Origin of the sequence: Bradyrhizobium betae, assembly GCF_008932115.1 — a bacterium.
GTDB lineage: Bacteria > Pseudomonadota > Alphaproteobacteria > Rhizobiales > Xanthobacteraceae > Bradyrhizobium > Bradyrhizobium betae.
The window spans coordinates 3,071,200-3,092,771 of record NZ_CP044543.1 but is presented as its reverse complement, the minus strand read 5'-3'; the positions used below and the strand labels follow the sequence as shown (position 1 = coordinate 3,092,771).

Sequence of the window (21,572 nt, the reverse complement as noted above, 5' to 3'; positions counted from 1 at the left end):
CTGATTGCGCCGATAAGCTGGACAATCCAGAATGGCTTGTTCACATTATCGAACAATGTCCGATCCCGACCTGCGCGATCTCGACGCCTTCGTGGCGGTGGCCCGCACCCGCAATTTCAGGCGTGCCGCGGTCGAAATTCGTGTGTCCGTGTCGAGCCTTAGCCAGCGGCTGCGAGATCTGGAGGAGCGCCTCGGTGTCCGCCTGATGAACCGCACCACCCGCAGCGTCGCGCTGACCGAGGCGGGCGAGCTGCTGCTTTCAAGGGTGGCCCCGGCGCTGCGCGATGTCGGTGACGCCCTGGATCAGGTCAGAGGCCTGCGCGAGATCGCCTCGGGCCGCCTGCGCATCAATGCGCCGCCGCCGGCGGTCGATCTCGTGCTCGCGCCGATGGTCGGGCCGTTTCTTGGCGCGCATCCGCAGATCGATCTCGACATCGTCAGCGAGAGCGGCTTCGTCGACATCGTGAGTGGAGGCTACGACGCCGGCGTGCGCTATGGCGAGCATCTCGCGCAGGACATGGTGGCGATCCCGCTGAGTGGTCCGCAAAGCTATGTCGTGGTCGCTTCGCCCGACTATATCGCGCGCCGCGGCAGGCCGAAGCACCCAAAGGACCTGCTCGACCATGATTGCATCCGCGCCCGTTACTCCAGCGGCGTCATGCATGATCTGGAGTTCGAGAAAGCCGGCCAGCTCGTGAAAGTCGACCCGCCGGCGAAGCTGATCTCGACCAATATGGGCCTTGCCATGCGCGCCGTGCTCGACGGCGTCGGCATCTGGGCAACGCTCGACGGCTACGTCCATGACGCCGTGACATCCGGCGCGCTGGTCAGCTTGATGGAAGATTGGTGCGAGCCGTTTCCCGGACCGTTCCTGTACTATCCGAGCCGGCGCCAGACGCCGCCCGCACTACGTGCGTTCATCGATTTCGTCGCTGATTGGCGCAAGCGCGAAACGCGTAGCAAATAACCTCAGAGCATGCTCGGCAGCACGCGATCCGGCGGCTTGTGGGCGTCGAGGAAGGTGCGGATGTTGATGATCACCTTCTCGCCCATCTCGACGCGGCCTTCGATGGTGGCCGAGCCCATATGCGGCAGCAGCGTCACCTTGCCGGCCCTGGCGAGCCGTACCAGCTTCGGACTGACCGCGGGCTCGTGCTCATAGACGTCGAGGCCGGCGCCGGCGATCTCGCCGCCTTCGATCAGCTTGATCAGCGTGTCTTCGTCGGTCACTTCGCCGCGCGCGGTGTTGACGATGTAGGCGTCTTTCCGGATCAGCTTCAGCCGCCGCGCCGAGAGCAGATGATAGGTCGCCGGCGTATGCGGACAGTTCACCGAGATGATGTCCATCCGCGCCAGCATCTGGTCGAGGCTTTCCCAATAGGTCGCCCCTAACTCTTCGGCGATCTTGGGCGCGACGGGACGGCGGTTGTGATAGTGGATCTGCAGGCCGAAGGCGCGGGCGCGGCGTGCGACCGCCTGGCCGATGCGGCCCATGCCGATGATGCCGAGGCGCTTGCCGCCGATGCGGTGGCCGAGCATCCAGGTCGGCGACCAGCCCGCCCAGGGCTTTCCTTCCGTCAGGATCGAGGCGCCCTCGATCATCCGGCGCGGCACGGCCAGGATCAGCGCCATGGTCATGTCGGCGGTGTCTTCGGTCAGAACCTTCGGGGTGTTGGTCACGGTGATGCCGCGGGCATGCGCGGCCTCGACGTCGATATTGTCGACGCCGTTGCCGAAATTCGCGATCAGGCGGAGCTTGCAGTCGGGCTGGTTGACGATGTCGGCGCTGATGTGATCGGTGACCGTGGGAACCAGCACATCGGCGGTGCGCGCGGCCTCCGCGATCTGCTCGGCCGACATCGGTGTGTCCTCGAGATTGATCCGCGCGTCGAACAGCTCGCGCATCCGGGTCTCGATCGAGTCCGGCAGCTTGCGCGTCACCACGACGAGGGGCTTTTTCTTCACCGACATGTCCTGCCCTCATGAGGCGCCGCAGGCCGCCTCTGTCGCCAAAGGCCGGCCGTTGAGGCCTCATTAACCCGGTTGTTCGACACTGCGACTGCCGTGTCGTCCCCGGCGTTCCCTTCAAGCTCTCCCGACATTTCCGGCCGGAAAATCGGGGCAAACTGGTTGTTCAAGTGTCCGTCCTCTCTAGCAGAAGGCCGGGCCAAGACAAGAACCACGGGCAAAGGGCTCGGGAACACCCGCGTGGGACGGGTTGGGGGTCGCGCGGCAGGGTTTTGGAATTGGGGTGAAGACCTGGCTCGACCGGGTTTTCGACAGGAGACGGGTTGATGGCGTTGGGGCGTTTTTGTTCGGTGATGGCGCTCGTTTGCACCTGGTTGAGCGCCTCGGTGAGCCCTGGGCATTCGGCCAAGGACAGCCCCCCCCAGACCGCCAGCGGCCTTCCGGTGCCCCGCTATGTCAGCCTCAAATCGGATCACGTCAACGTCCGCGCCGGCCCGACCAAGGACAATGACGTGGCCTGGGTCTACACCCGGTCCGGCCTGCCGGTCGAAATCACCGCGGAGTTCGAGAACTGGCGCCGGGTGCGCGATTCCGAAGGCGCCGAAGGCTGGGTCTATCATTCGCTGCTGTCGGGCCGCCGCACCGCGGTCGTGACCATGAAGCACAAGGACGAGCTCGCGCCGATCTACGACCGCGCTGACGCGGACAGCGCGGTTGCGGCCAAGCTCCAGGCCGGCGTCGTCACACAGGTGAAGAAGTGCAGCGCAAACTGGTGCCGCGTCACCGGCAATGGCTTCGACGGCTGGATCCAGCAGGAGCGCCTCTGGGGCGTCTACTCGGACGAGCAGGTCAACTGACGCCATAAACGACAATGGCCGGGACAACAGCCCGGCCATGACAGAGTCAGATTGAACTCAGGGAAATCTCAGCGCTTCTTGCGCAGGCGCACGACCATGTCGATGCGCGCGATCTCGTAGCCCTCGGGCACCTCCGGCATCTTGGACAGCGCCAGATGCGGATCCTCGATATCGACCAGCTCGTGGCTGTTTTCGAGGTAGTAATGGTGGTGGGTGGTGACGTTGGTGTCGAAATAGGTCTTGGTGCCGTCGACGCTGACCTGGCGGAGCAGGCCGGCATCGGTGAGCTGGTTCAGCGTGTTGTAGACGGTCGCCAGCGAGACCGGCACCTTGGCCAGCGTCGCTTCCTCGTAGAGCATTTCAGCCGTGAGGTGGCGTGCACCCTTGCCGAACAGGAGCCAGCCGAGCGCCATGCGCTGGCGCGTCGGACGAAGCCCCGCGGACTGGAGCATTTCGTTGACGTCATGCCACGGGCAGCCGGTCAACGCCGGCTGGCGGCCGGACAGGAGGGCCGCGGCATGGATGTCGTCGTCGTGACGGGGCGCTGTATTCTCGATCATTTCCAATTTCGGGCACGCGTGGACACTATCTATATGCAATATATGGACAGATAGATGCACATGCAAGTTTCTCGCAACTAGAGTGGTTCTAATCAGCATGGAACCGGGCGAGAATAGCGTCATTTTACCTTCATGAGACTGCTTTGCCACCCGAAATGGCCTGTGTTAGAGAGCGCGCGGTTCCGCTAAACCGATTTTGGCGCTGCCAGGCATTGAGGCCTGGTCCGCAGACCATCCGGGTTTTCGGCATTCGCGCCTGATGACGACAATTGGCGCTGCTTGCCGAACTAAACGGGGCCCATTTTTGCCAGAAACGCCGCTCAATCGGGGTTAGAACAGAGGCTTCCGCATGTTGAACAGGCGTAACGGTTACGAATACGAAGATCTGCTGGCGTGTGCCCGCGGCGAGATGTTCGGCCCGGGCAATGCCCAGCTGCCGCTGCCGCCGATGCTGATGTTCGACCGCATCACGGAAATCAACGATAACGGTGGCGAGTTCGGCAAGGGCGTGGTGCGCGCCGAGCTCGACGTGAAGCCCGACCTCTGGTTCTTCGGCTGCCACTTCAAGAACGATCCTGTCATGCCCGGCTGCCTCGGCCTCGATGCGCTGTGGCAAATGGTCGGCTTCTTCCTGGGCTGGACCGGGGGCGAAGGTCGTGGGCGCGCGCTTGGGCTGAACGAATTAAAGTTCAGCGGGCAGGTGCTGCCCGAGGCCCGCAAGGTTGTGTACAACGTCGATATCAAACGCGTGATGCGTTCAAAGCTGGTGCTCGGCATCGCCGACGGGTGGCTTTCGGTCGATGACCAGATTATCTATCGCGCGAAGGATCTGAAGGTCGGCCTGTTCAAGCAGGGCACGAGCCTGAGCTGAGCGCATCACCAAGAAAGACAACGATTTAGGCGAGGCTGTCATGAGGCGGGTTGTGGTCACCGGGATGGGCATCGTCTCGTCCATCGGAAACAACACCCAGGAAGTGCTTGCGAGCCTTCACGAGGCGAAGTCGGGCATTTCGCGGGCTGAGAAATATGCCGAGCTCGGCTTCCGTTCGCAGGTGCAAGGTGCGCCGACGATCGATCCTGCGACGGTTGTCGATCGTCGTGCGATGCGCTTCCTCGGCCAGGGCGCGGGATGGAATCACATCGCGATGGAGCAGGCGATCCAGGACTCCGGTCTGTCGCCTGACGAAGTCTCCAACATCCGCACCGGCATCATCATGGGCTCCGGCGGCCCGTCCGCCCGCACCATCGTCGAGTCTGCCGACATCACCCGCACCAAGGGCCCGAAGCGCGTCGGGCCGTTTGCGGTGCCGAAGGCGATGTCGTCCACGGCCTCAGCGACGCTTGCGACCTGGTTCAAGATCAAGGGCGTGAACTATTCGATCTCCTCGGCCTGCGCGACCTCCAACCATTGCGTCGGCAATGCCTACGAGACGATCCAGATCGGCAAGCAGGACATCATCTTCGCGGGCGGCTGCGAGGAACTGGACTGGTCGCTGTCGGTGCTGTTCGACGCCATGGGCGCGATGTCCTCGAAATACAACGACACGCCCGCCACCGCCTCGCGTCCCTACGACATCAACCGCGACGGCTTCGTGATTGCCGGCGGTGCCGGCGTGCTGGTTCTGGAAGAGCTCGAGCATGCCAAGGCGCGCGGCGCACGCATCTACGGCGAGATCGTCGGCTACGGCGCGACATCGGATGGTTACGACATGGTCGCGCCGTCAGGCGAAGGCGCCGAGCGCTGCATGCGCATGGCGATGTCGACGGTGAAGACCAAGGTCGACTACATCAATCCGCACGCGACCTCGACGCCGGCCGGCGATCCGCCGGAAATCGAGGCGCTCCGAAAGGTGTTCGGCGTCGGCGAGAAGTGCCCGCCGATCTCGGCGACCAAGGCGCTGACCGGCCATTCGCTGGGCGCCACCGGCGTGCAGGAGGCGATCTATTCGCTGCTGATGATGAACAATGGTTTCATCTGCGAAAGCGCGCACATCCAGGAGCTCGATCCCGCGTTCGCCGACATGCCGATCGTGCGCAAGCGCATCGACAACGTCAAGATCGGCACCGTGCTGTCGAACTCGTTCGGCTTCGGCGGCACCAACGCCACGCTGGTGTTCAGCCGGCTGGATGTGTGATTTCGGGGCGCTGTCATGCCCCGGCTTGACCGGGGCATCCAGTACGCCGCGGCCTCTCGATTTATCACGAACGTCTCTGGAATACTGGATCGCCCGCCTGCGCGGGCGATGACCCCGGAATGGTGGGAGTAGCGAGGCAATGGAAGGTTTGATGAAGGGCAAGCGCGGTCTGATCATGGGCATCGCCAATGATCATTCGATCGCCTGGGGCATGGCGAAGACGCTGCATGCCCATGGCGCCGAGCTCGCCTTCACCTTCCAGGGCGAAGCCCTCGGCAAGCGCGTCAAGCCGCTGGCGGAGCAGCTCGGCGTCGAACTGGTGCTGCCTTGCGACGTCGAGGACATCGCCAGTGTCGATGCCACGTTCGATGCGCTGCGTGAAAAATGGGGCCGGCTGGATTTCGTGATCCACGCCATCGGCTTTGCCGACAAGAACGAGCTGAAGGGCCGCTATGCCGACACCAGCCGCGAGAATTTTTCGCGCACCATGGTGATCTCCTGCTTCTCGTTCACGGAAGTCGCAAAACGCGCCGCCGAGCTGATGACCGAGGGCGGCAGCATGATCACGCTGACCTTCGGCGCCTCGGAGCGTGCGATGCCGAACTACAACGTGATGGGCGTGGCCAAGGCGGCGCTGGAAGCCTCGGTGCGCTATCTCGCCTCCGATTTCGGACCGCGCGGCATCCGCGTCAATGCGATCTCAGCCGGGCCCATCCGGACACTCGCCGGCTCGGGCATCGGCGAAGCGCGCGCGATGTTCGCCTTCATGCAAAAGCATTCGCCGCTCCGCCGCGGCGTCACGCTCGACGAGCTCGGCGGCTCCGCGCTCTATCTGTTGTCGGATCTCTCCGGCGGCGTGACCGGCGAAATCCACTATGTCGATTCCGGCTACAACACGATCCTGATGCCGAGGCCGGACGATTTGAAGACGGAATAGGCGACGACGTTGTAGGGTGGGCAAAGGAGCGCAACCGACGTGCCCACCTCTTCAATAATAGCGGGACAGATGGTGGGCACGCTTCGCTTTGCCCACCCTACGTCTGCGTCAGCCGGCTGCGATCATCAGCCAGAGCGTCAGAACGAGCGCGAACGAGGCGACCAATAGAGCTTGATCATCGGGCGTTTCCTTTGGCCTTCCACCGATAATACTTCATCACGAACCCGTTCGATGGCTCAACCTCTTCCTTCTCGAACACGAAACCTTCGCGCTCGTACCAGCGCCAGGCCTTTTCGTTTTCGCGCACGCAGCGCAGGTGCATCTCATCGGGCATCTGGGTCCGTGTGAAGGCGAGCAATTTTCGTCCGAGCGATTGCCCCTGATAGGCGGGGGCGACGAACAGCATGTCGAGATAGAGTTTTGGCAGGTGCAAGGCCAGCATCGCGGCGATCGAGCCGTTGTCGTCGGCGACGAACAGGCTCCAGCCGTTCGCGATCTCGCGCCTGACACGTGCGCGCAAATTGGCCAGCAGGAAGCCGCTGGCCTGTTCGAGCCCGGTTGAGACCCAGCTCTCCATCCAGACACGGCCGATATCGTCGTATTCGTCGGCGCGTGCGGGACGGATGATCGGATGCGACATCGGAACCTCAGGCCCGCGGGCTGCGTGCAGATTGACGTGCGCGCGTCTTGCCGGCCGACAGGCACACCACCTCGGAGATTTGCAGGAGCTGGCGCGCCAGCGGGCTGGTCTTGCGCCAGACCATGCCGATGGTGCGCGAAGGTTCGGGGTCGCGGAAGCGCGCCAGCGAGACCGAGGCGGATCGCGTCTCCACCGGCACGGCCATCTCCGGAATCAAGGTCACGCCGATGCCGGCGCTGACCATCTGGACCAGCGTCGACAGCGAGTTCGCATCCAGCATCTCGCGCGGTGGCGACGACTGCATGTTGCAGAAGGACAGCGCCTGATCGCGGAAGCAGTGGCCCTCTTCGAGCAGCAGCAGCCGCATCTCGCGCAGCATCTCGCGCGATGGCACCGGTGTGCCTTCATCGGAGCTCGGCCGGACCAGCAGGAATTTCTCGTCGAACAGCGCGACCTCGGTGAGCGAGGGCTCGGACACCGGCAATGCGACGATGGCGGTGTCGAGCCGGCCTTCGACGAGTTCCTGGATCAGCCGCGGCGTCATCGTCTCGCGCACGCGGATGTCGAGCTCCGGATGCAGGCGCGTGAGATTCTTGGTGATCTTGGGCAGCAGATAAGGCGCGATCGTCGGGATCATGCCGATCCGCAGCCGGCCGGCGAACCGGTCCTGCGAGGCGCGCGCGAAATCGCCGAGTTCGTCGACCGAGCGCAGAATGTCGCGGACGCGCGGCGCGAGCTCTTCGCCGAACCGGGTCAGCGCCACCTGCCGGGCGCTGCGCTCCAGCAGCAGACCGCCGAGCGCGTCCTCCAGTTCCTTGATCTGCATCGACAGGGCCGGCTGCGAGATCGAGCTTGCCTCCGCCGCGCGGCCGAAATGGCCGTGGCGCGCCAGCGCATCGAAATACCTGAGCTGGCGCATCGTCACATTGACCATCAGAAAATCCTATCGCAGCGATCATTAAAGTCAACTTCCCCTGATCGAATGCGAAGCTTAGAGTGGTTCTACCTGGACAAAAGGCGCGAGTTTCGACGCCACCAGAGGAGGTATTCATGGACGACACTTCAAAGTGCCCGTTTTCGGGTGGAAAACGCGTGCCGGCAAACCGCGACTGGTGGCCGACCCAGCTCAGCATCGAGATGCTGCACAAGAATTCCGACAAGTCCGACCCGATGGGCAAGGACTTCGACTACGCCAAGGAATTCAAGTCGCTCGATCTCAATGCGGTCATCAAGGACCTGACCGCGCTGATGACGGACTCGCAGGAATGGTGGCCCGCCGACTTCGGTCACTATGGCGGCCTGATGATCCGCATGGCCTGGCACAGCGCGGGCACCTACCGCACCACGGACGGTCGTGGCGGCGCCGGTGCAGGTCAGCAACGTTTCGCGCCGCTCAACAGCTGGCCCGACAATGCCAATCTCGACAAGGCGCGCCGGCTGCTCTGGCCGATCAAGCAGAAATACGGCCGCAAGCTCTCCTGGGCCGATCTGATGGTGCTCGCCGGTAACGTCGCGCTGGAGTCGATGGGCTTCAAGACCTTCGGTTTTGCCGGTGGCCGCGCCGACGTCTGGGAGCCGGAAGAACTCTATTGGGGTCCCGAAGGCACCTGGCTGGGCGATGAGCGCTACAGCGGCGAACGCGAGCTCGCAGAACCGCTCGGCGCGGTGCAGATGGGCCTCATCTACGTCAATCCGGAAGGCCCGAACGGCAAGCCGGATCCGGTCGCCGCGGCCAAGGACATCCGAGAGACCTTTGCCCGCATGGCGATGAACGACGAGGAAACCGTCGCGCTGATCGCAGGCGGCCATAGCTTCGGCAAGACCCATGGCGCAGGCGATCCGTCGCTGGTCGGACCGGAGCCGGAAGCGGGCGCGCTGGAAGATCAGGGCCTCGGCTGGAAGAGCAAGTACGCGTCGGGTCGGGCGGGCGATTCCATCACCAGCGGCCTCGAGGTGACCTGGACGACGACGCCGACGAAGTGGAGCAACAACTTCTTCGAGAACCTGTTCAACTTCGAATGGGAGCTGACGAAGAGCCCGGGCGGCGCGCAGCAGTGGACGGCCAAGAACGCTGATGCCATCATTCCCGACGCGTTCGACAAGTCGAAGAAGCATCGGCCGACCATGCTGACGACCGACCTCTCGCTGCGCTTCGATCCGGCCTATGAGAAGATCTCGCGGCGCTTCCTGGAGAACCCGGCTCAGTTCGCGGACGCCTTTGCCCGCGCCTGGTTCAAGCTCACCCATCGCGACATGGGACCGATCCAGCGCTATCTCGGCCCGCTGGTGCCGAAGGAGACGCTGATCTGGCAGGATCCGATTCCCGCCGTGAATCACGAACTGGCCAGCGATCAGGATATCGCGGCGCTGAAGACCAAGATCCTGGCGTCCGGTCTCTCGGTGCCCGAGCTGGTCTCGACCGCCTGGGCGTCGGCCTCGACGTTCCGCGGCTCGGACAAGCGCGGCGGCGCCAACGGCGCGCGCATCCGTCTTGCCCCGCAAAAGGATTGGGAGGTGAACCAGCCGGCTCAGCTCTCGAAGGTCCTCGGCAAGCTCGAAGCGATCCAGAAGGACTTCAACGCGTCGTCAGGCGCAAAGAAGGTCTCGCTCGCCGACCTCATCGTGCTCGGCGGCACCGCCGCGGTCGAGAAGGCCGCGAAGGATGCCGGCGTCGACGTGAAGGTTGGCTTCACGCCGGGCCGCATGGATGCTTCGCAGGAGCAGACCGATGCTGCGTCCTTTGCTCCGCTGGAGCCGCGGGCCGACGGCTTCCGCAACTATGTCAGCAAGAAGCATCAGTTCCTGCAGCAGGAAGAAGCCCTGGTCGATCGCGCGCAGCTGCTGAAGCTGACCGGACCTGAACTGACGGCGTTGGTCGGTGGCCTGCGCGTACTCGGCGCCAATGCGAACGGTTCGAAGCACGGCGTCCTCACCGCGAAAGTGGGAACGCTGAGCAACGACTTCTTCGTCAACCTGCTCGACATGAGCACGCAGTGGACGGCGGCGGCTGACGGCACCTACGAGGCCCGCGACCGCAAGACCAATGCGGTGAAGTGGACCGGCACGCGCGCCGATCTGATCTTCGGCGCGCACTCGCAGCTCCGCGCCTATGCCGAGGTCTATGCCACGTCGGATGCCAAGGAGCAGTTCGTCAAGGACTTCGCCAAGGCCTGGACCAAGGTGATGAACCTCGACCGGTACGACATCGTAGCTTGAGGTGGTGCACCTCTCCCGCAAGCGGGAGAGGTAACTTCCCGTAGATGGGGTAACGGGCCCCGGCGGCCTTCCAGTCAAGCCGCGCTAGCTACGGCGCTATTTTGATTGCGCGCGTCGCGCGGCTTGACTGGAAGGTTTGCGGTCGTCCCTCACATTGATGGTGTAGCGGAGTCGAGGCCTAAGCTTCGCTCCAAGCATCAAGGAGGAACGACCATGGACTACTATGCCGGAATCGACGTGTCATTGGAATGCTCCAGCGTGTGCGTTGTCGACGCGAGCGGAAAGATCGTTCGGGAGGTCAAGGTTGCCAGCGAGCCTGTGGCGCTGATTGGCTGGTTCCGCTCGCTCGGGTTCGAACTCGCCAGGATCGGGCTGGAGGCCGGACCGCTGTCTCAGTGGCTTTATACAGCCATGAAGCACGAGGGCCTCGCGGTCGAGCTCCTGGAAACGCGGCACGTGAGCGATGCCTTCAAGGCGATGCCGGTGAAGTCGGACCGTAACGACGCCCGCAACATCGCGCAATTGATGCGGCTCGGCTGGTTCCGGCCGGTGCATTGCAAGTCGATGAGTGCCCAGGAGACCCGTGCGATGCTGACGGCGCGCAAGCTGATCCAGGCCAAGCTTCAGGACATCGAGAACAGCCTGCGCGGGATCCTGCGCGGCTTCGGATTGAAGGTTGGCAAAACGACGAAGCGCAGTTTTGCGGCACGCATCCGTGAGCTGGTGGCCGGCCATCCGGCCCTCGAGACGATCGCTACTGCGACGCTGGCGGTTCATGCAGTGCTACTGCGCGAGTTCAACGGCTTTGAGAAGCGGGTGCGGGCGATGTCGCTTTTGGATGCCAAAGCCAAGCTGCTGATGTCGACACCGGCCGTGGGACCGATCATCTCGCTGACCTTTGCCAGCGCCATCGATGACCCCTCGCGCTTCAACTCGGCGAAGCGCGCGGGACCGTTGTTCGGCTTGACGCCGAAGAAGTACCAGTCAGGCGAGACCGACTACTGCGGCCGCATCAGTAAAAATGGCGACGCCTCCGTGCGCGAGGCGCTCTATGAAGCCGCCCACATCATCCTGACCAAGCCGATCAAGGGCTGCGCGCCGCTCAAGAGCTGGGCCATGCGGATCGCCAAGCGCGCCGGCATGAACAAGGCCAAGGTAGCGTTAGCACGCAAGCTCGCCGTGATCATGCTGCGCATGCTCAAGGACAACGCACCGTTCAGGACGACTGCCATGGCTTAAAGCAAGAGCACACAGATTCGGGCGGGCATCACACCAGCCTCCCCGAAGCGAAGTCCCTTCGCCGGGACGATGGATCAGGCCAGGCCGTCATCCGGGTTGTCGACGCATCCGTCGATGCGATCACGCTTCCGTAGATTGGCCGACCTGCTCCTCTCTAGAACCCCATCAGGCGACGGCCTCCGCGCCGATCCCGTACAGAAGCAGGTTCCCGGCGAGTGGACGACGCAAAAAGGGATTGACTAACCAGGGCCCGTTACAGAAGCCCGGATGGAGCGCAGCGAAATCCGGGGCGCCGGTCCCGCATTCCGCTTCGCTTCATGCGGGCTACGGACTGCGGAGAGGCGATACGCCGAGCACAAACAAAAAGGGCGGCCTTTCGGCCGCCCTTCGTTTTTCTGGTTGTGCCGGGCGATTACTCGCCGGCCGCTTCGCGCGGGGCCTTCTCGCCGTCACCGACCTTGCCCTCGAGGTCTTCGCCGGTGGTCTGGTCGACGACCTTCATCGACAGGCGTGTCTTGCCGCGATCGTCGAAGCCGAGCAGCTTGACCTTGACCTTGTCGCCTTCCTTGACGACGTCGGAGGTCTTCTGCACGCGCGCCGAAGCCAGCTGGCTGATGTGGACGAGACCGTCCTTGGAGCCGAAGAAGTTCACGAACGCGCCGAACTCCATCACCTTGACGACGGTGCCATCATAGATCTGGCCGACTTCCGGATCGGACGCGATCGACTTGATCCACTTTATCGCGGCCTTCATCGCCTCGCCGTCGGAGGATGCGACCTTCACGGTGCCATCGTCCTCGATGTTGACCTTGGCGCCGGTCTTCTCGACGATCTCGCGGATCACCTTGCCGCCGGTGCCGATCACTTCGCGGATCTTGTCGGTGGCGATCTTGAAGGTCTCGATGCGCGGCGCGTATTCGCCGAGCTCGGCGCGGGCGTTGGTGAGCGCCTTGGCCATCTCGCCGAGGATGTGGATACGACCATCCTTGGCCTGACCGAGCGCGACCTTCATGATCTCTTCGGTGATGCCCTCGATCTTGATGTCCATCTGGAGCGAGGTGATGCCCGCTTCCGTGCCGGCAACCTTGAAGTCCATGTCGCCGAGATGGTCCTCGTCTCCGAGGATGTCCGAGAGAACCGCGAAGCGCTTGTCTTCGAGGATCAGACCCATCGCGATACCCGCGGTCGGCCGCTTCAACGGCACGCCGGCATCCATCAGCGCGAGCGAAGCGCCGCAGACCGAAGCCATCGAGGACGAGCCGTTCGACTCGGTGATCTCCGACACCACGCGCGTGGTGTAGGGGAATTCGTGATGCGGCGGCAGCACCGGGTGGATCGCGCGCCAGGCGAGCTTGCCGTGGCCGATCTCGCGGCGCTTGGTGCCGCCGAGGCGGCCGGTCTCACCGACCGAGTAGGGAGGGAAGTTGTAGTGCAGCAGGAACGTCTCTTTGTACGTTCCGGACAGCGCGTCGATGTACTGCTCGTCCTCGCCGGTGCCGAGCGTGGTCACGACCAGTGCCTGGGTTTCGCCGCGGGTGAACAGCGCCGAGCCGTGGGCGCGGGGCAGCACGCCGACTTCGGCGATGATGTTGCGCACGGTCTTGCTGTCACGGCCGTCGATACGCTTGCCGGTGTCGAGGATGTTCCAGCGAACGATCTTGGCTTCCAGCTCCTTGAACACGCCGGAGATGCGGAGCTTGTCGTATTTCGGCTCCTGCCCTTCGGGGAAATAGTGGGCGATCACCTTTTCCTTGACCTTGCCGACCGCGGCGTAGCGATCCTGCTTGACCGGAATGGCGTAGGCGGAGCGGAGCTCCTGCTCGACGAGGCCGAGCATTTCCTTCTCGAGCGCCGAATTGTCGATCACGGTGACTTCGCGCGGCTCCTTGGCGGCCTTCTCGGCGAGCTCGATGATCGCGTTGATGACCGGCTGGAAGTGGCGGTGACCGAACATCACGGCGCCGAGCATGATGTCTTCGTTCAGTTCCTTGGCTTCCGATTCCACCATCAGCACGGCGTCGGCGGTACCGGCGACGACGAGGTCGAGCTGGGTGTCGACCATCTCGTCGAGCGTCGGGTTGAGGATGAACTCGTCATTGGCAAAGCCAACGCGGGCAGCACCGATCGGGCCCTTGAAGGGAGCGCCCGACAGGGTCAGCGCAGCGGACGACGCCACCAGCGCGACGATGTCCGGATCGTTCTCCATGTCGTGGGAGAGCACGGTGACGATGACCTGGGTCTCGTTGCGCCAGCCGTCGACGAACAGCGGGCGGATCGGACGGTCGATCAGGCGGGAGACCAGCGTCTCCTTCTCGGTCGGACGTCCCTCACGCTTGAAATAGCCGCCGGGGATGCGGCCTGCAGCGTAGGTCTTCTCCTGGTAGTCGACGGTCAGCGGCAGGAAGTCGACGCCTTCGCGCGGGGACTTCGCCGCGACGACGGTGGCGAGCACCACGGTCTCGCCATAGGTGGCGACGACGGCGCCGTCGGCCTGGCGGGCGATCTTGCCGGTTTCGAGCTTGAGGGGGCGTCCACCCCAGTCGATCTCGACGGAATGCTTATTGAACATAGAGGTCTTCTTTCATGGGTTCTCGAAAGAAGGGGAGCCCCAAAAAACAAAAACCATGCGCAAGATTGCGGGACGCTGATCGAAGCGGGCGATCAGCGTCCTGCGATCCTGCCATGGTTTTTGGATTTCGGATGGCGTCCATCCTTTCGGGTCATACGGGCGCCTTGCCCGTTGTGCCCAGCCGCCGGATTGCTGCTGGACTGTCAGTCGGCACGAAAGCGAACACCGAATTGCGGCCTTCGCCCATCGCGCCCGGATGCTCGCCGTCAACGGTTCGCACCCGACGCGCACGCAGCCTCGATCAAAAACCTTTAAGCAAACGCTTTCGTTCGAAACCGCGCACGAAAACGCGCGCCAATGGCGCGCGTGGGAACACTTAGCGACGAATGTTGTGCTTCTCGAGCAGTGCCTTGTAACGCGCCTCGTCCCGCTTCTTCAGGTAGTCGAGCAGCGAGCGGCGGGTCGAGACCAGCTTCAAGAGGCCACGACGCGAATGGTTGTCCTTCACGTGGGTCTTGAAATGGTTCGTGAGGTTGTTGATGCGTTCCGACAGGATCGCGACCTGAACCTCTGGCGAGCCGGTGTCGCCGGCCTTGTTGGCGTTCGTCTTGATGACTTCCGCTTTGCGTTCTGCGGCAATCGACATCGTCAATTTCTCTCGTTACGACCGGAGCTGGCAGTCAGGCCGGTCAGGTTGAACACACGCTTGGGGATGATTTCGCCATTGCCGACTTCAGCAAGCGCCAAGAGACGGCCTGCCACCGTGACATAGACTGTGCCGCTACTAGTGGGCGCATCCCGTCCGCGCAACAAAACGGCCTGGCCCCGATGGAGCCTTGCCGCATCAGCCCGAGTGACGGCCAGTGCCGGGATGTCGTCCAGCGCGGTCTCAACGGGCATAAGCGCGTCGGCGAGGCTACCCTCGCCGGACGCGGCTCTATCGCACAAAGCCTCCAACTGATCCAGCGGAATCATGTCGTTCTCGTCAAATGGGCCGACCAGGGTCCGCCGCAGCGCGCAGATATGGCCATAAGTGCCGAGAATCCGGCCCATATCGCGGGCGAGCGCGCGGACATAGGTGCCCTTGCCGCACTCGGCCTCGAACACGGCCCGGTCGCTATCCGGTTGATCTACAAGGGTTAAATGATGGATTTCGACCGGGCGGGGGGCCAGCTCCACGACCTCGCCGTCGCGGGCGAGGTCATAGGCGCGCTCGCCCTGGACCTTGATCGCGGAATAGCGCGGCGGGACCTGCTCGATCACCCCGGTGAAGCGGGGCAACAGGGCCAGGATGGCCTCGCGGGTCGGGCGCTGGTCGGAGGTCGCGGTCACCCGGCCCTCGATGTCGTCGGTGTCGCGTTCCTCGCCCCAGCATACGGTGAACTGGTAGCGCTTGCGGCCGTCCATGACGAAGGGAACCGTCTTGGTGGCTTCTCCGAGCGCAATGGGCAGGCCGCCCGAGGCGAGCGGATCGAGGGTGCCGGCGTGTCCCGCGCGCTTGGCGTTGAACAGGCGCTTGAGCACGGCGACGGCCTGGGTCGAGGTCATGCCGATCGGCTTGTCGAGCACGACCCAGCCGTGGACGTCGCGGCGGTCGCGGCGCGGCTGGTTGCCCTTCTGCGGCCTGGCGCGCGGATCGTTGTTGACGCGGCGCGGCTCTTGATGCGGCTGAGAATTGTCGCCCAGATCCGCAAAATTATTTTTCTGCACATCGCGCTGATCGGTCTCTTCGCCGCCGATCGTGCCGTGAGCCGGGTCCATCGTCATTGCTCTTCTTCCCGATCCGAGTCCGGATCCTGTTCCAGGTCCTTCTGCACCGCAGGTGTTCTCAAAAGCTTCTCGATCCGTTCCGCTTCGTCGAATCGTTCGTCGACGCGGAAGCGAAGATCAGGTGCAAATTTCAGGTTAACGCGATGCGCGACCTCGCCGCGCAGGAATTTCTTGTTGCGCTCGAGCGCAGCGATGACGACCCCGGTGTCGCGGCCACCGAGCGGCATCACGTAAACTGTCGCGAGCTTCAGGTCGGGCGACATCCGCACCTCCGGCACGGTGATGATGTGACCTTCGAGGTCCGCATCATGCACGTTGCCTTGCGCCAGAATCTCGGCCATCGCGTGGCGAACCTGCTCGCCGACGCGCAACTGGCGCTGCGAGCCACCGCCTGGCGCGGAACTCTTCTTCTGATGATGGCGTGGCATGGTTCGAAATCACCTCATTGCCCGTGCTTGGGACACGAGCATTGTCATTTGTCCTGTTGAAGCGAATGAGAGGCGGATGGCCGGAAAAAATCCGGCCACCGCACTCTCGCAATTTCAGTTCAAAAAGATCCGGGCGCTTCGGTAAGATTTGGACTTACAGGGAGCGCTGGATCGTCTCCACGCGATAACACTCGATCACGTCACCGGCGCGCATGTCGTGGTAGTTCTCGAAGGCCATGCCGCATTCCTGACCGGACTGGACTTCCTTCACTTCGTCCTTGAAGCGCTTCAGCGTCGACAGCTTGCCTTCGTGCACGACGACGTTGTCGCGGATCAGGCGCACATTGGCGCCGCGTTCCACGGTGCCGTCGGTGACGCGGCAGCCGGCAACCTTGCCGACCTTGGAAATGTTGAAGATCTCCAGGATCGAGGCATTGCCGAGCATGGTTTCGCGCAAGGTCGGCGCGAGCAGGCCGCTCATCGCCTTCTTTATGTCGTCCACGAGGTCGTAGATGATGTTGTAGTAGCGGATCTCGATGCCGTTCCGCTTGGCGGCCGCAGCGGCCTCCTTGTTGGCGCGAACCGAGAAGCCGAGGATCACGGCGTTGAAACCTTCCGCGAGCGTCACGTCGGATTCCGAAATACCGCCGACGCCGGCATGCAGGATGCGGGCGGCGACTTCGTCGGTGCCGAGCTTCTCCAGCGATCCCAAAATAGCTTCCAGCGAGCCCTGCACGTCGGCCTTGATGATGAGGGGGAAGTCCTTGCGGCCCGACGTCTTGAGCTGCGACATCATCTGTTCGAGCGAGCCGCGCATGCCGGAGATCGAGGCAGCCGCGTTCTCGCGCTTCTGGTGAGCGCGGTAGCTGGTGACCTGACGGGCGCGGGCTTCGTTCTCGACCACGGCAAGACGATCGCCGGCTTCCGGCGGACCGTTGAAGCCGAGCACTTCGACCGGCACTGACGGACCGGCCTCGTCGATGGTGACGCCCTGATCGTTGATGAGGGCACGGACGCGGCCCATTTCGGCGCCGGCGACAATGATGTCGCCGACCCGCAGCGTGCCGCGCTGCACCAGCACGGTCGCCACCGGACCGCGGCCGCGATCGAGCTTGGCTTCGATCACGGTGCCTTCCGCCGGGCGATCCGAATTGGTCTTCAGGTCGAGGAGTTCGGCCTGGAGCGCGATCATCTCAAGCAGCTTGTCGAGATTGGTCTTGTTCTTGGCGGACACCTCGACGTCGACGACTTCGCCGCCGAAGGATTCCACCTGCACTTCGTGCTGGAGCAGCTCGGTGCGCACGCGCTCGGGCTTGGCGTCGGGCTTGTCGATCTTATTGATCGCCACGATCATCGGCACATTGGCCGCCTTGGCGTGGTTGATGGCTTCGATCGTCTGCGGCATGACGCCGTCATCGGCCGCGACCACCAGCACGACGATGTCGGTGACCTTGGCGCCGCGGGCGCGCATCGCGGTGAACGCGGCGTGGCCGGGCGTGTCGATGAAAGTGATCTTCTTGCCGCTCTCGGGCGACAGCACCTGATAGGCGCCGATGTGCTGGGTGATGCCGCCGGCCTCGCCGGAGACGACGTTGGCATGACGGAGCGCGTCGAGCAGCGAGGTCTTGCCGTGGTCGACGTGACCCATCACGGTCACGACGGGCGAACGCGTCTCGGTGTCGGTGGAATCGTCGGTTGCGTCGAACAGGCCTTCTTCAACGTCGGACGCGGCAACGCGCTTGACGGTGTGCCCCAGTTCTTCGGCGATCAGCTGCGCGGTGTCGGCGTCGATCACGTCGGTGATCTTGTGAATCGCGCCCTGCTTCATCAGCATGCGGATGATTTCCACCGCGCGCTCGGCCATGCGGTTGGCGAGCTCCTGGATGGTGATCGCTTCAGGAATGATCACTTCGCGGATGAGCTTTTCCTTCGGCTCGTTCGCGGCATGGCCCTTCAGGCGCTGGGTGCGGCGGCGGAACGAGGCGATCGAGCGCTCGCGCACTTCGTCGGCATTGAGCGCGGTGACGACGGTCAGGCGGCCGCGCTCTTTCTGCGGGCCGGGCTTGTGCGTGGGCTTGGGGGGGACCACAGGGCGCGCTGCGCCACCGGGGCCGCGGCGGATCTGGCGCGGACCATCGTCCTCGTCCGGTCCGGCTGCGACCGCGGGAGCGCGGCCCAGCGGGCCGCCTGTCGGCCGCGCCGTGGTCGTTCCTGGGCGCGCGGTCGTTGTTCCGGGGCGTGCCGTGGTGGTGGTGCCGGGCCGCGCCGTGGGCGCGCCGGTTCGCGGCGCGGGAGCAGCCGGGGCTGCCGTCGCGGGTCGCGGAGCTGATTGCGGCTGCTCGCCTTCGCCAAAACGCTTCTTGGCCTCGGTCTCGGCCTTGCGCTTGGCTTCGTCCTCGTGGCGATGGCGCTCTTCCTCGGCCTTGCGGCGGGATTCGGCGGCTTCGCGATCGGCGCGTTCGGCGGCCTCGCGAACGGAGCGGCGCTGGGCCTCTTCCTCGGCCTGGCGGCGCTCTTCGACTTCGCGCACCTTGGCATCGGCCAGCGCGCTGGCGCGGGCGGAACGTTCGTCCTCGGTCAGGGTGCGCAGCACCACGCCAGAGCCGGAGTTACGCGGCGGGGCCGGGCGCGAGGGAGCGGGAGCAGGCGCGGCCGGAGCCGGCTTCGCAACAACCGTGGGAGCCTGCTGCGGCTCGGGGCTGCCGTCGATGCGGCGCTTGCCGCGCTTCTCGACCACGACCTGCTTGCTGCGGCCATGGCTGAAGCTCTGGCGCACAGTGCCCGTTTCGACGCGCGGCTTGAGCGATAGCGTCTTGCTCGGAACGCTCAGCTTCTTGTCGTCAGGGGTCTTGGTATCAACCATTCAGCAGTCCTAATCCTGATCTGTTAGCGTTGTGCGTTGCCGCACCGTCCTATCGGGTGGTCGTTGTCTCTCAGAAATCCTGGCCGGGCTTTTCGGCAGTCTTGTCATCGTCCGCCATCCGGTATCGGACCAGCATCTGGCTACGTGACAGGAATGACTTGCTCGCCGGGCCCGCGAGCAGGGCAGCATGTATCACATTTGACCGGGTAAGTGCCAAATCCAATTCTACTGATTTAAGTGCGGTGATGACGGGAATTTGCGGCTTGGCGCCGCGATTCCCGTCGTTTTGACGTGCCAGCATGTCCAATTTGCGGATTCCGTCCGCGGCCCCGTCGCTGGCATGGATCAGGACCTCGACCGTGCCTTCCCGCAGGGCGCTCTCGACCTTGCCGAAACCGGCCACGATTTGGGCCGCCTTGGCAGCAATCCCAAGGGCTTCGGTCACGCCCCGAACCAGGAGCGCCTCGATGTCCGCAGGAAACGTCAGGGGGATGCGCAGCTCGCGCTTGAAGGCTTTGCTGAAATGGTGACGACGAACGGCTTCCGCAACCACCTCGCGCGAGGCAGTGAGCCACATGCCGCGTCCGGGCAGCTTGCGCTTGAGATCGGGGACGACATGCCCATCCGGCGAGACGACGAAGCGGATCAGCTCGTCGATCGGCCGGACCTCGCGGCTGACCGCGCACATCCGCATGGTCGCGGACCTCTCGGTCCGCGGGCCATTGTCGAGATCGTGGTCAGTATCTGCGAGCATCCGGGCGACATTCTCCTTGGCCCTTAAGCCGGCTGATCTTCAGCCGCCTCGGCCTCTTCGGCCGGCTTGGCGAGATCGGCTTCGGTGATCCAGCCGGCCTTGACGCGGGCCTGCATGATCATGGCTTCGGCGTCGTCGCGGGAGATCTCGAGGCCATCGAGCGCGCCGGGGAACTTGGTCTGTTCGCCGCCTTCCTTGCGCTCGGTCCAGCCGACCAGATCGTCAGTGGCGCAGCCAGCGAGGTCGTCGACCGTCTTGATGTCGTTCTCACCGAATTTCACCAGCATCTTCGAGGTCACGCCCGGCACGTCCTTGACGGCGTCCTCGACACCGAGCTCCTTGCGCTTGGCCTCGATCTCGGCTTCCTGCTGCTCGAGATATTCGCGGGCACGGTTCTGGAGCTCCTGCGCGGTCTCCTCGTCGAAGCCCTCGATGCCGGCGAGCTCCTTGAGGTCCACCATGGCGAGCTCCTCGACCGAGGTGAAGCCTTCGGACGCCAGCAGCTGGCCGACCACTTCGTCGACGTTGAGCGATTCCATGAAGACGCGGGTGGAGTTCTCGAAGTCGGCCTGGCGGCGCTCCGATTCCTCCTGCTCGGTCAGGATGTCGATGTCCCAGCCGGTGAGCTGCGAGGCCAGACGCACGTTCTGGCCGCGGCGGCCGATCGCCAGCGAGAGCTGGTTGTTGGTGTCGGGCACGACGACTTCGATGCGCTCGCGGTCCTCGTCGATGACGACCTTGGAGACTTCGGCCGGCGCCAGCGCGTTGACCACGAAGGTCGCGATGTCGGGCGACCAAGGAATGATGTCGATCTTCTCGCCCTGCAGTTCGTTCACCACGGCCTGCACGCGCGAGCCGCGCATGCCGACGCAGGCGCCGACCGGATCGACCGAGGAATCGCGGGAAATCACGCCGATTTTCGCGCGCGAGCCCGGATCGCGGGCCACCGCCTTGATCTCGACGATGCCGTCGTAGATTTCCGGCACTTCCTGCGCGAACAGCTTCGCCATGAACTGCGGATGAGTGCGGGAGAGGAAGATCTGGGGACCGCGGGTCTCGCGGCGGACATCGAAGATATAGGCGCGGACGCGGTCGCCGTTGCGGAAGACTTCGCGCGGCAGCATCTCGTCGCGGCGGATGATGGCTTCACCGCGGCCGAGGTCGACGATCACGCTGCCATATTCGACGCGCTTGACGACGCCGTTGACGATGTCGCCGATGCGGTCCTTGAATTCCTGGTACTGCCGGTCACGCTCGGCCTCGCGCACCTTCTGCACGATCACCTGCTTGGCCGACTGCGCGGCGATGCGACCGTATTCCAGCGGCGGCAGGGTGTCGGCGATGGTGTCGCCGACCTGGGCACCGGGATTGGCGCGCTGCGCGTCCACCAGCGAGATCTGGTTGGAATGGTTCTCGACCTTCTCGACGACCAGCATGTGGCGCGACAGCCGCAACTCGCCCTTCTTGGGGTCGATCTCGGCGTGAACGTCAGTCTCGCTGCCGTATCGGGCCCGCGCGGCCTTGGCGATGGCGTCCTCCATCGCCGCGATGACGATGCCGCGGTCGATCGATTTCTCGCGCGCAACGGCGTCGGCGATCTGGAGCAACTCAAGTCGATTGGCGCTGACTGCCATGG

At 64.1% G+C, this 21,572-nt stretch carries 18 protein-coding genes; 7 read left to right on the top strand and 11 right to left on the bottom strand.

Features of this window, described 5'->3' with window-relative positions:
- Window positions 1-55 precede the first annotated feature (55 nt).
- Window positions 56-967, top strand: a complete 912-nt coding sequence (locus F8237_RS14750) for a LysR family transcriptional regulator (protein WP_151645657.1) — start codon at window positions 56-58, stop codon at window positions 965-967.
- 2 nt (window positions 968-969) lie between these two features.
- Here the strand turns inward: F8237_RS14750 and F8237_RS14745 are convergent, their stop codons facing one another.
- Window positions 970-1,971 carry a 2-hydroxyacid dehydrogenase gene (locus F8237_RS14745; RefSeq protein ID WP_014438709.1) on the bottom strand — a complete coding sequence of 334 codons (1,002 nt, stop codon included), beginning with the start codon at window positions 1,969-1,971 and terminating at the stop codon, window positions 970-972.
- A gap of 323 nt (window positions 1,972-2,294) precedes the next feature.
- Between F8237_RS14745 and F8237_RS14740 the strand changes: the two genes are divergently transcribed.
- Complete coding sequence (locus F8237_RS14740) at window positions 2,295-2,825, top strand: SH3 domain-containing protein (RefSeq protein WP_151645655.1); 531 nt, start codon at window positions 2,295-2,297, stop codon at window positions 2,823-2,825.
- Window positions 2,826-2,893: 68 nt separating this feature from the next.
- On the opposite strand, the gene irrA is transcribed toward F8237_RS14740, so the two are convergent.
- Window positions 2,894-3,385 carry an iron response transcriptional regulator IrrA gene (gene irrA / locus F8237_RS14735; protein ID WP_151645653.1) on the bottom strand — a complete coding sequence of 164 codons (492 nt, stop codon included), beginning with the start codon at window positions 3,383-3,385 and terminating at the stop codon, window positions 2,894-2,896.
- Between the two features lie 349 nt (window positions 3,386-3,734).
- On the opposite strand from irrA, the gene fabA reads away from it, so the two are divergent.
- The 3 genes from fabA to fabI all read left to right on the top strand — a co-directional run bounded on the left by fabA (window position 3,735) and on the right by fabI (window position 6,457).
- Window positions 3,735-4,256 carry a bifunctional 3-hydroxydecanoyl-ACP dehydratase/trans-2-decenoyl-ACP isomerase gene (gene fabA, locus F8237_RS14730; RefSeq protein WP_014438706.1) on the top strand — a complete coding sequence of 174 codons (522 nt, stop codon included), beginning with the start codon at window positions 3,735-3,737 and terminating at the stop codon, window positions 4,254-4,256.
- A gap of 40 nt (window positions 4,257-4,296) precedes the next feature.
- On the top strand, window positions 4,297-5,520 hold the full coding sequence (fabB, locus tag F8237_RS14725) for a beta-ketoacyl-ACP synthase I (RefSeq protein WP_151645651.1): 1,224 nt from the start codon (window positions 4,297-4,299) through the stop codon (window positions 5,518-5,520).
- 139 nt (window positions 5,521-5,659) lie between these two features.
- Complete coding sequence (fabI, locus tag F8237_RS14720; protein WP_143842680.1) at window positions 5,660-6,457, top strand: enoyl-ACP reductase FabI; 798 nt, start codon at window positions 5,660-5,662, stop codon at window positions 6,455-6,457.
- Window positions 6,458-6,632: 175 nt separating this feature from the next.
- On the opposite strand, the gene F8237_RS14715 is transcribed toward fabI, so the two are convergent.
- Complete coding sequence (locus F8237_RS14715; RefSeq protein ID WP_151645649.1) at window positions 6,633-7,097, bottom strand: GNAT family N-acetyltransferase; 465 nt, start codon at window positions 7,095-7,097, stop codon at window positions 6,633-6,635.
- Between the two features lie 7 nt (window positions 7,098-7,104).
- A complete protein-coding gene (locus tag F8237_RS14710) occupies window positions 7,105-8,031 on the bottom strand; it encodes a LysR substrate-binding domain-containing protein (RefSeq protein ID WP_151645647.1) in 927 nt (308 codons plus the stop codon).
- Between the two features lie 116 nt (window positions 8,032-8,147).
- Here F8237_RS14710 and katG point away from each other — a divergent pair, with 116 nt between their 5' ends.
- Entirely contained in the window at window positions 8,148-10,313 is a 2,166-nt protein-coding gene (gene katG, locus F8237_RS14705) for a catalase/peroxidase HPI (RefSeq protein ID WP_151645645.1), read from the top strand.
- Window positions 10,314-10,526: 213 nt separating this feature from the next.
- On the top strand, window positions 10,527-11,552 hold the full coding sequence (locus F8237_RS14700; RefSeq protein ID WP_151642626.1) for an IS110 family RNA-guided transposase: 1,026 nt from the start codon (window positions 10,527-10,529) through the stop codon (window positions 11,550-11,552).
- A gap of 412 nt (window positions 11,553-11,964) precedes the next feature.
- Here the strand turns inward: F8237_RS14700 and pnp are convergent, their stop codons facing one another.
- From pnp to nusA, 7 genes are all read right to left on the bottom strand, one after another.
- Window positions 11,965-14,121 carry a polyribonucleotide nucleotidyltransferase gene (gene pnp, locus F8237_RS14695; protein ID WP_151645643.1) on the bottom strand — a complete coding sequence of 719 codons (2,157 nt, stop codon included), beginning with the start codon at window positions 14,119-14,121 and terminating at the stop codon, window positions 11,965-11,967.
- Window positions 14,122-14,497: 376 nt separating this feature from the next.
- The gene (gene rpsO / locus F8237_RS14690; RefSeq protein WP_008131787.1) at window positions 14,498-14,767 is read right to left on the bottom strand and encodes a 30S ribosomal protein S15; all 270 of its coding nucleotides are present in this window, start codon (window positions 14,765-14,767) and stop codon (window positions 14,498-14,500) included.
- 2 nt (window positions 14,768-14,769) lie between these two features.
- Window positions 14,770-15,888: a tRNA pseudouridine(55) synthase TruB gene (gene truB, locus F8237_RS14685; RefSeq protein WP_162006056.1), complete on the bottom strand. Its 1,119-nt coding sequence runs from the start codon at window positions 15,886-15,888 to the stop codon at window positions 14,770-14,772.
- Complete coding sequence (gene rbfA / locus F8237_RS14680; RefSeq protein ID WP_041747943.1) at window positions 15,885-16,319, bottom strand: 30S ribosome-binding factor RbfA; 435 nt, start codon at window positions 16,317-16,319, stop codon at window positions 15,885-15,887. The genes truB and rbfA overlap by 4 nt, the downstream gene beginning before the upstream one ends.
- 154 nt (window positions 16,320-16,473) lie before the next feature.
- Window positions 16,474-19,182, bottom strand: a complete 2,709-nt coding sequence (gene infB / locus F8237_RS14675) for a translation initiation factor IF-2 (protein WP_151645641.1) — start codon at window positions 19,180-19,182, stop codon at window positions 16,474-16,476.
- A gap of 70 nt (window positions 19,183-19,252) precedes the next feature.
- Window positions 19,253-19,936, bottom strand: coding sequence for an RNA-binding protein (locus tag F8237_RS14670; RefSeq protein ID WP_151645639.1), 684 nt, complete (start codon window positions 19,934-19,936; stop codon window positions 19,253-19,255).
- A 23-nt stretch (window positions 19,937-19,959) separates the two neighbouring features.
- Window positions 19,960-21,570 carry a transcription termination factor NusA gene (gene nusA / locus F8237_RS14665; protein WP_151645637.1) on the bottom strand — a complete coding sequence of 537 codons (1,611 nt, stop codon included), beginning with the start codon at window positions 21,568-21,570 and terminating at the stop codon, window positions 19,960-19,962.
- Window positions 21,571-21,572: the final 2 nt, after the last annotated feature.

Bases quoted from the DNA above. Each gene is read 5' to 3' on its own strand.
- rbfA (WP_041747943.1), bottom strand. From the start codon at position 16,319: ATGCCACGCCATCATCAGAAGAAGAGTTCCGCGCCAGGCGGTGGCTCG.
- fabI (WP_143842680.1), top strand. From the start codon at position 5,660: ATGGAAGGTTTGATGAAGGGCAAGCGCGGTCTGATCATGGGCATCGCC.
- F8237_RS14745 (WP_014438709.1), bottom strand. From the start codon at position 1,971: ATGTCGGTGAAGAAAAAGCCCCTCGTCGTGGTGACGCGCAAGCTGCCG.
- infB (WP_151645641.1), bottom strand. From the start codon at position 19,182: ATGGTTGATACCAAGACCCCTGACGACAAGAAGCTGAGCGTTCCGAGC.
- katG (WP_151645645.1), top strand. From the start codon at position 8,148: ATGGACGACACTTCAAAGTGCCCGTTTTCGGGTGGAAAACGCGTGCCG.
- rpsO (WP_008131787.1), bottom strand. From the start codon at position 14,767: ATGTCGATTGCCGCAGAACGCAAAGCGGAAGTCATCAAGACGAACGCC.
- truB (WP_162006056.1), bottom strand. From the start codon at position 15,888: ATGACGATGGACCCGGCTCACGGCACGATCGGCGGCGAAGAGACCGAT.
- nusA (WP_151645637.1), bottom strand. From the start codon at position 21,570: ATGGCAGTCAGCGCCAATCGACTTGAGTTGCTCCAGATCGCCGACGCC.
- F8237_RS14740 (WP_151645655.1), top strand. From the start codon at position 2,295: ATGGCGTTGGGGCGTTTTTGTTCGGTGATGGCGCTCGTTTGCACCTGG.
- F8237_RS14670 (WP_151645639.1), bottom strand. From the start codon at position 19,936: ATGCTCGCAGATACTGACCACGATCTCGACAATGGCCCGCGGACCGAG.
- F8237_RS14710 (WP_151645647.1), bottom strand. From the start codon at position 8,031: ATGGTCAATGTGACGATGCGCCAGCTCAGGTATTTCGATGCGCTGGCG.
- F8237_RS14750 (WP_151645657.1), top strand. From the start codon at position 56: ATGTCCGATCCCGACCTGCGCGATCTCGACGCCTTCGTGGCGGTGGCC.
- F8237_RS14715 (WP_151645649.1), bottom strand. From the start codon at position 7,097: ATGTCGCATCCGATCATCCGTCCCGCACGCGCCGACGAATACGACGAT.
- pnp (WP_151645643.1), bottom strand. From the start codon at position 14,121: ATGTTCAATAAGCATTCCGTCGAGATCGACTGGGGTGGACGCCCCCTC.
- irrA (WP_151645653.1), bottom strand. From the start codon at position 3,385: ATGATCGAGAATACAGCGCCCCGTCACGACGACGACATCCATGCCGCG.
- fabB (WP_151645651.1), top strand. From the start codon at position 4,297: ATGAGGCGGGTTGTGGTCACCGGGATGGGCATCGTCTCGTCCATCGGA.
- F8237_RS14700 (WP_151642626.1), top strand. From the start codon at position 10,527: ATGGACTACTATGCCGGAATCGACGTGTCATTGGAATGCTCCAGCGTG.
- fabA (WP_014438706.1), top strand. From the start codon at position 3,735: ATGTTGAACAGGCGTAACGGTTACGAATACGAAGATCTGCTGGCGTGT.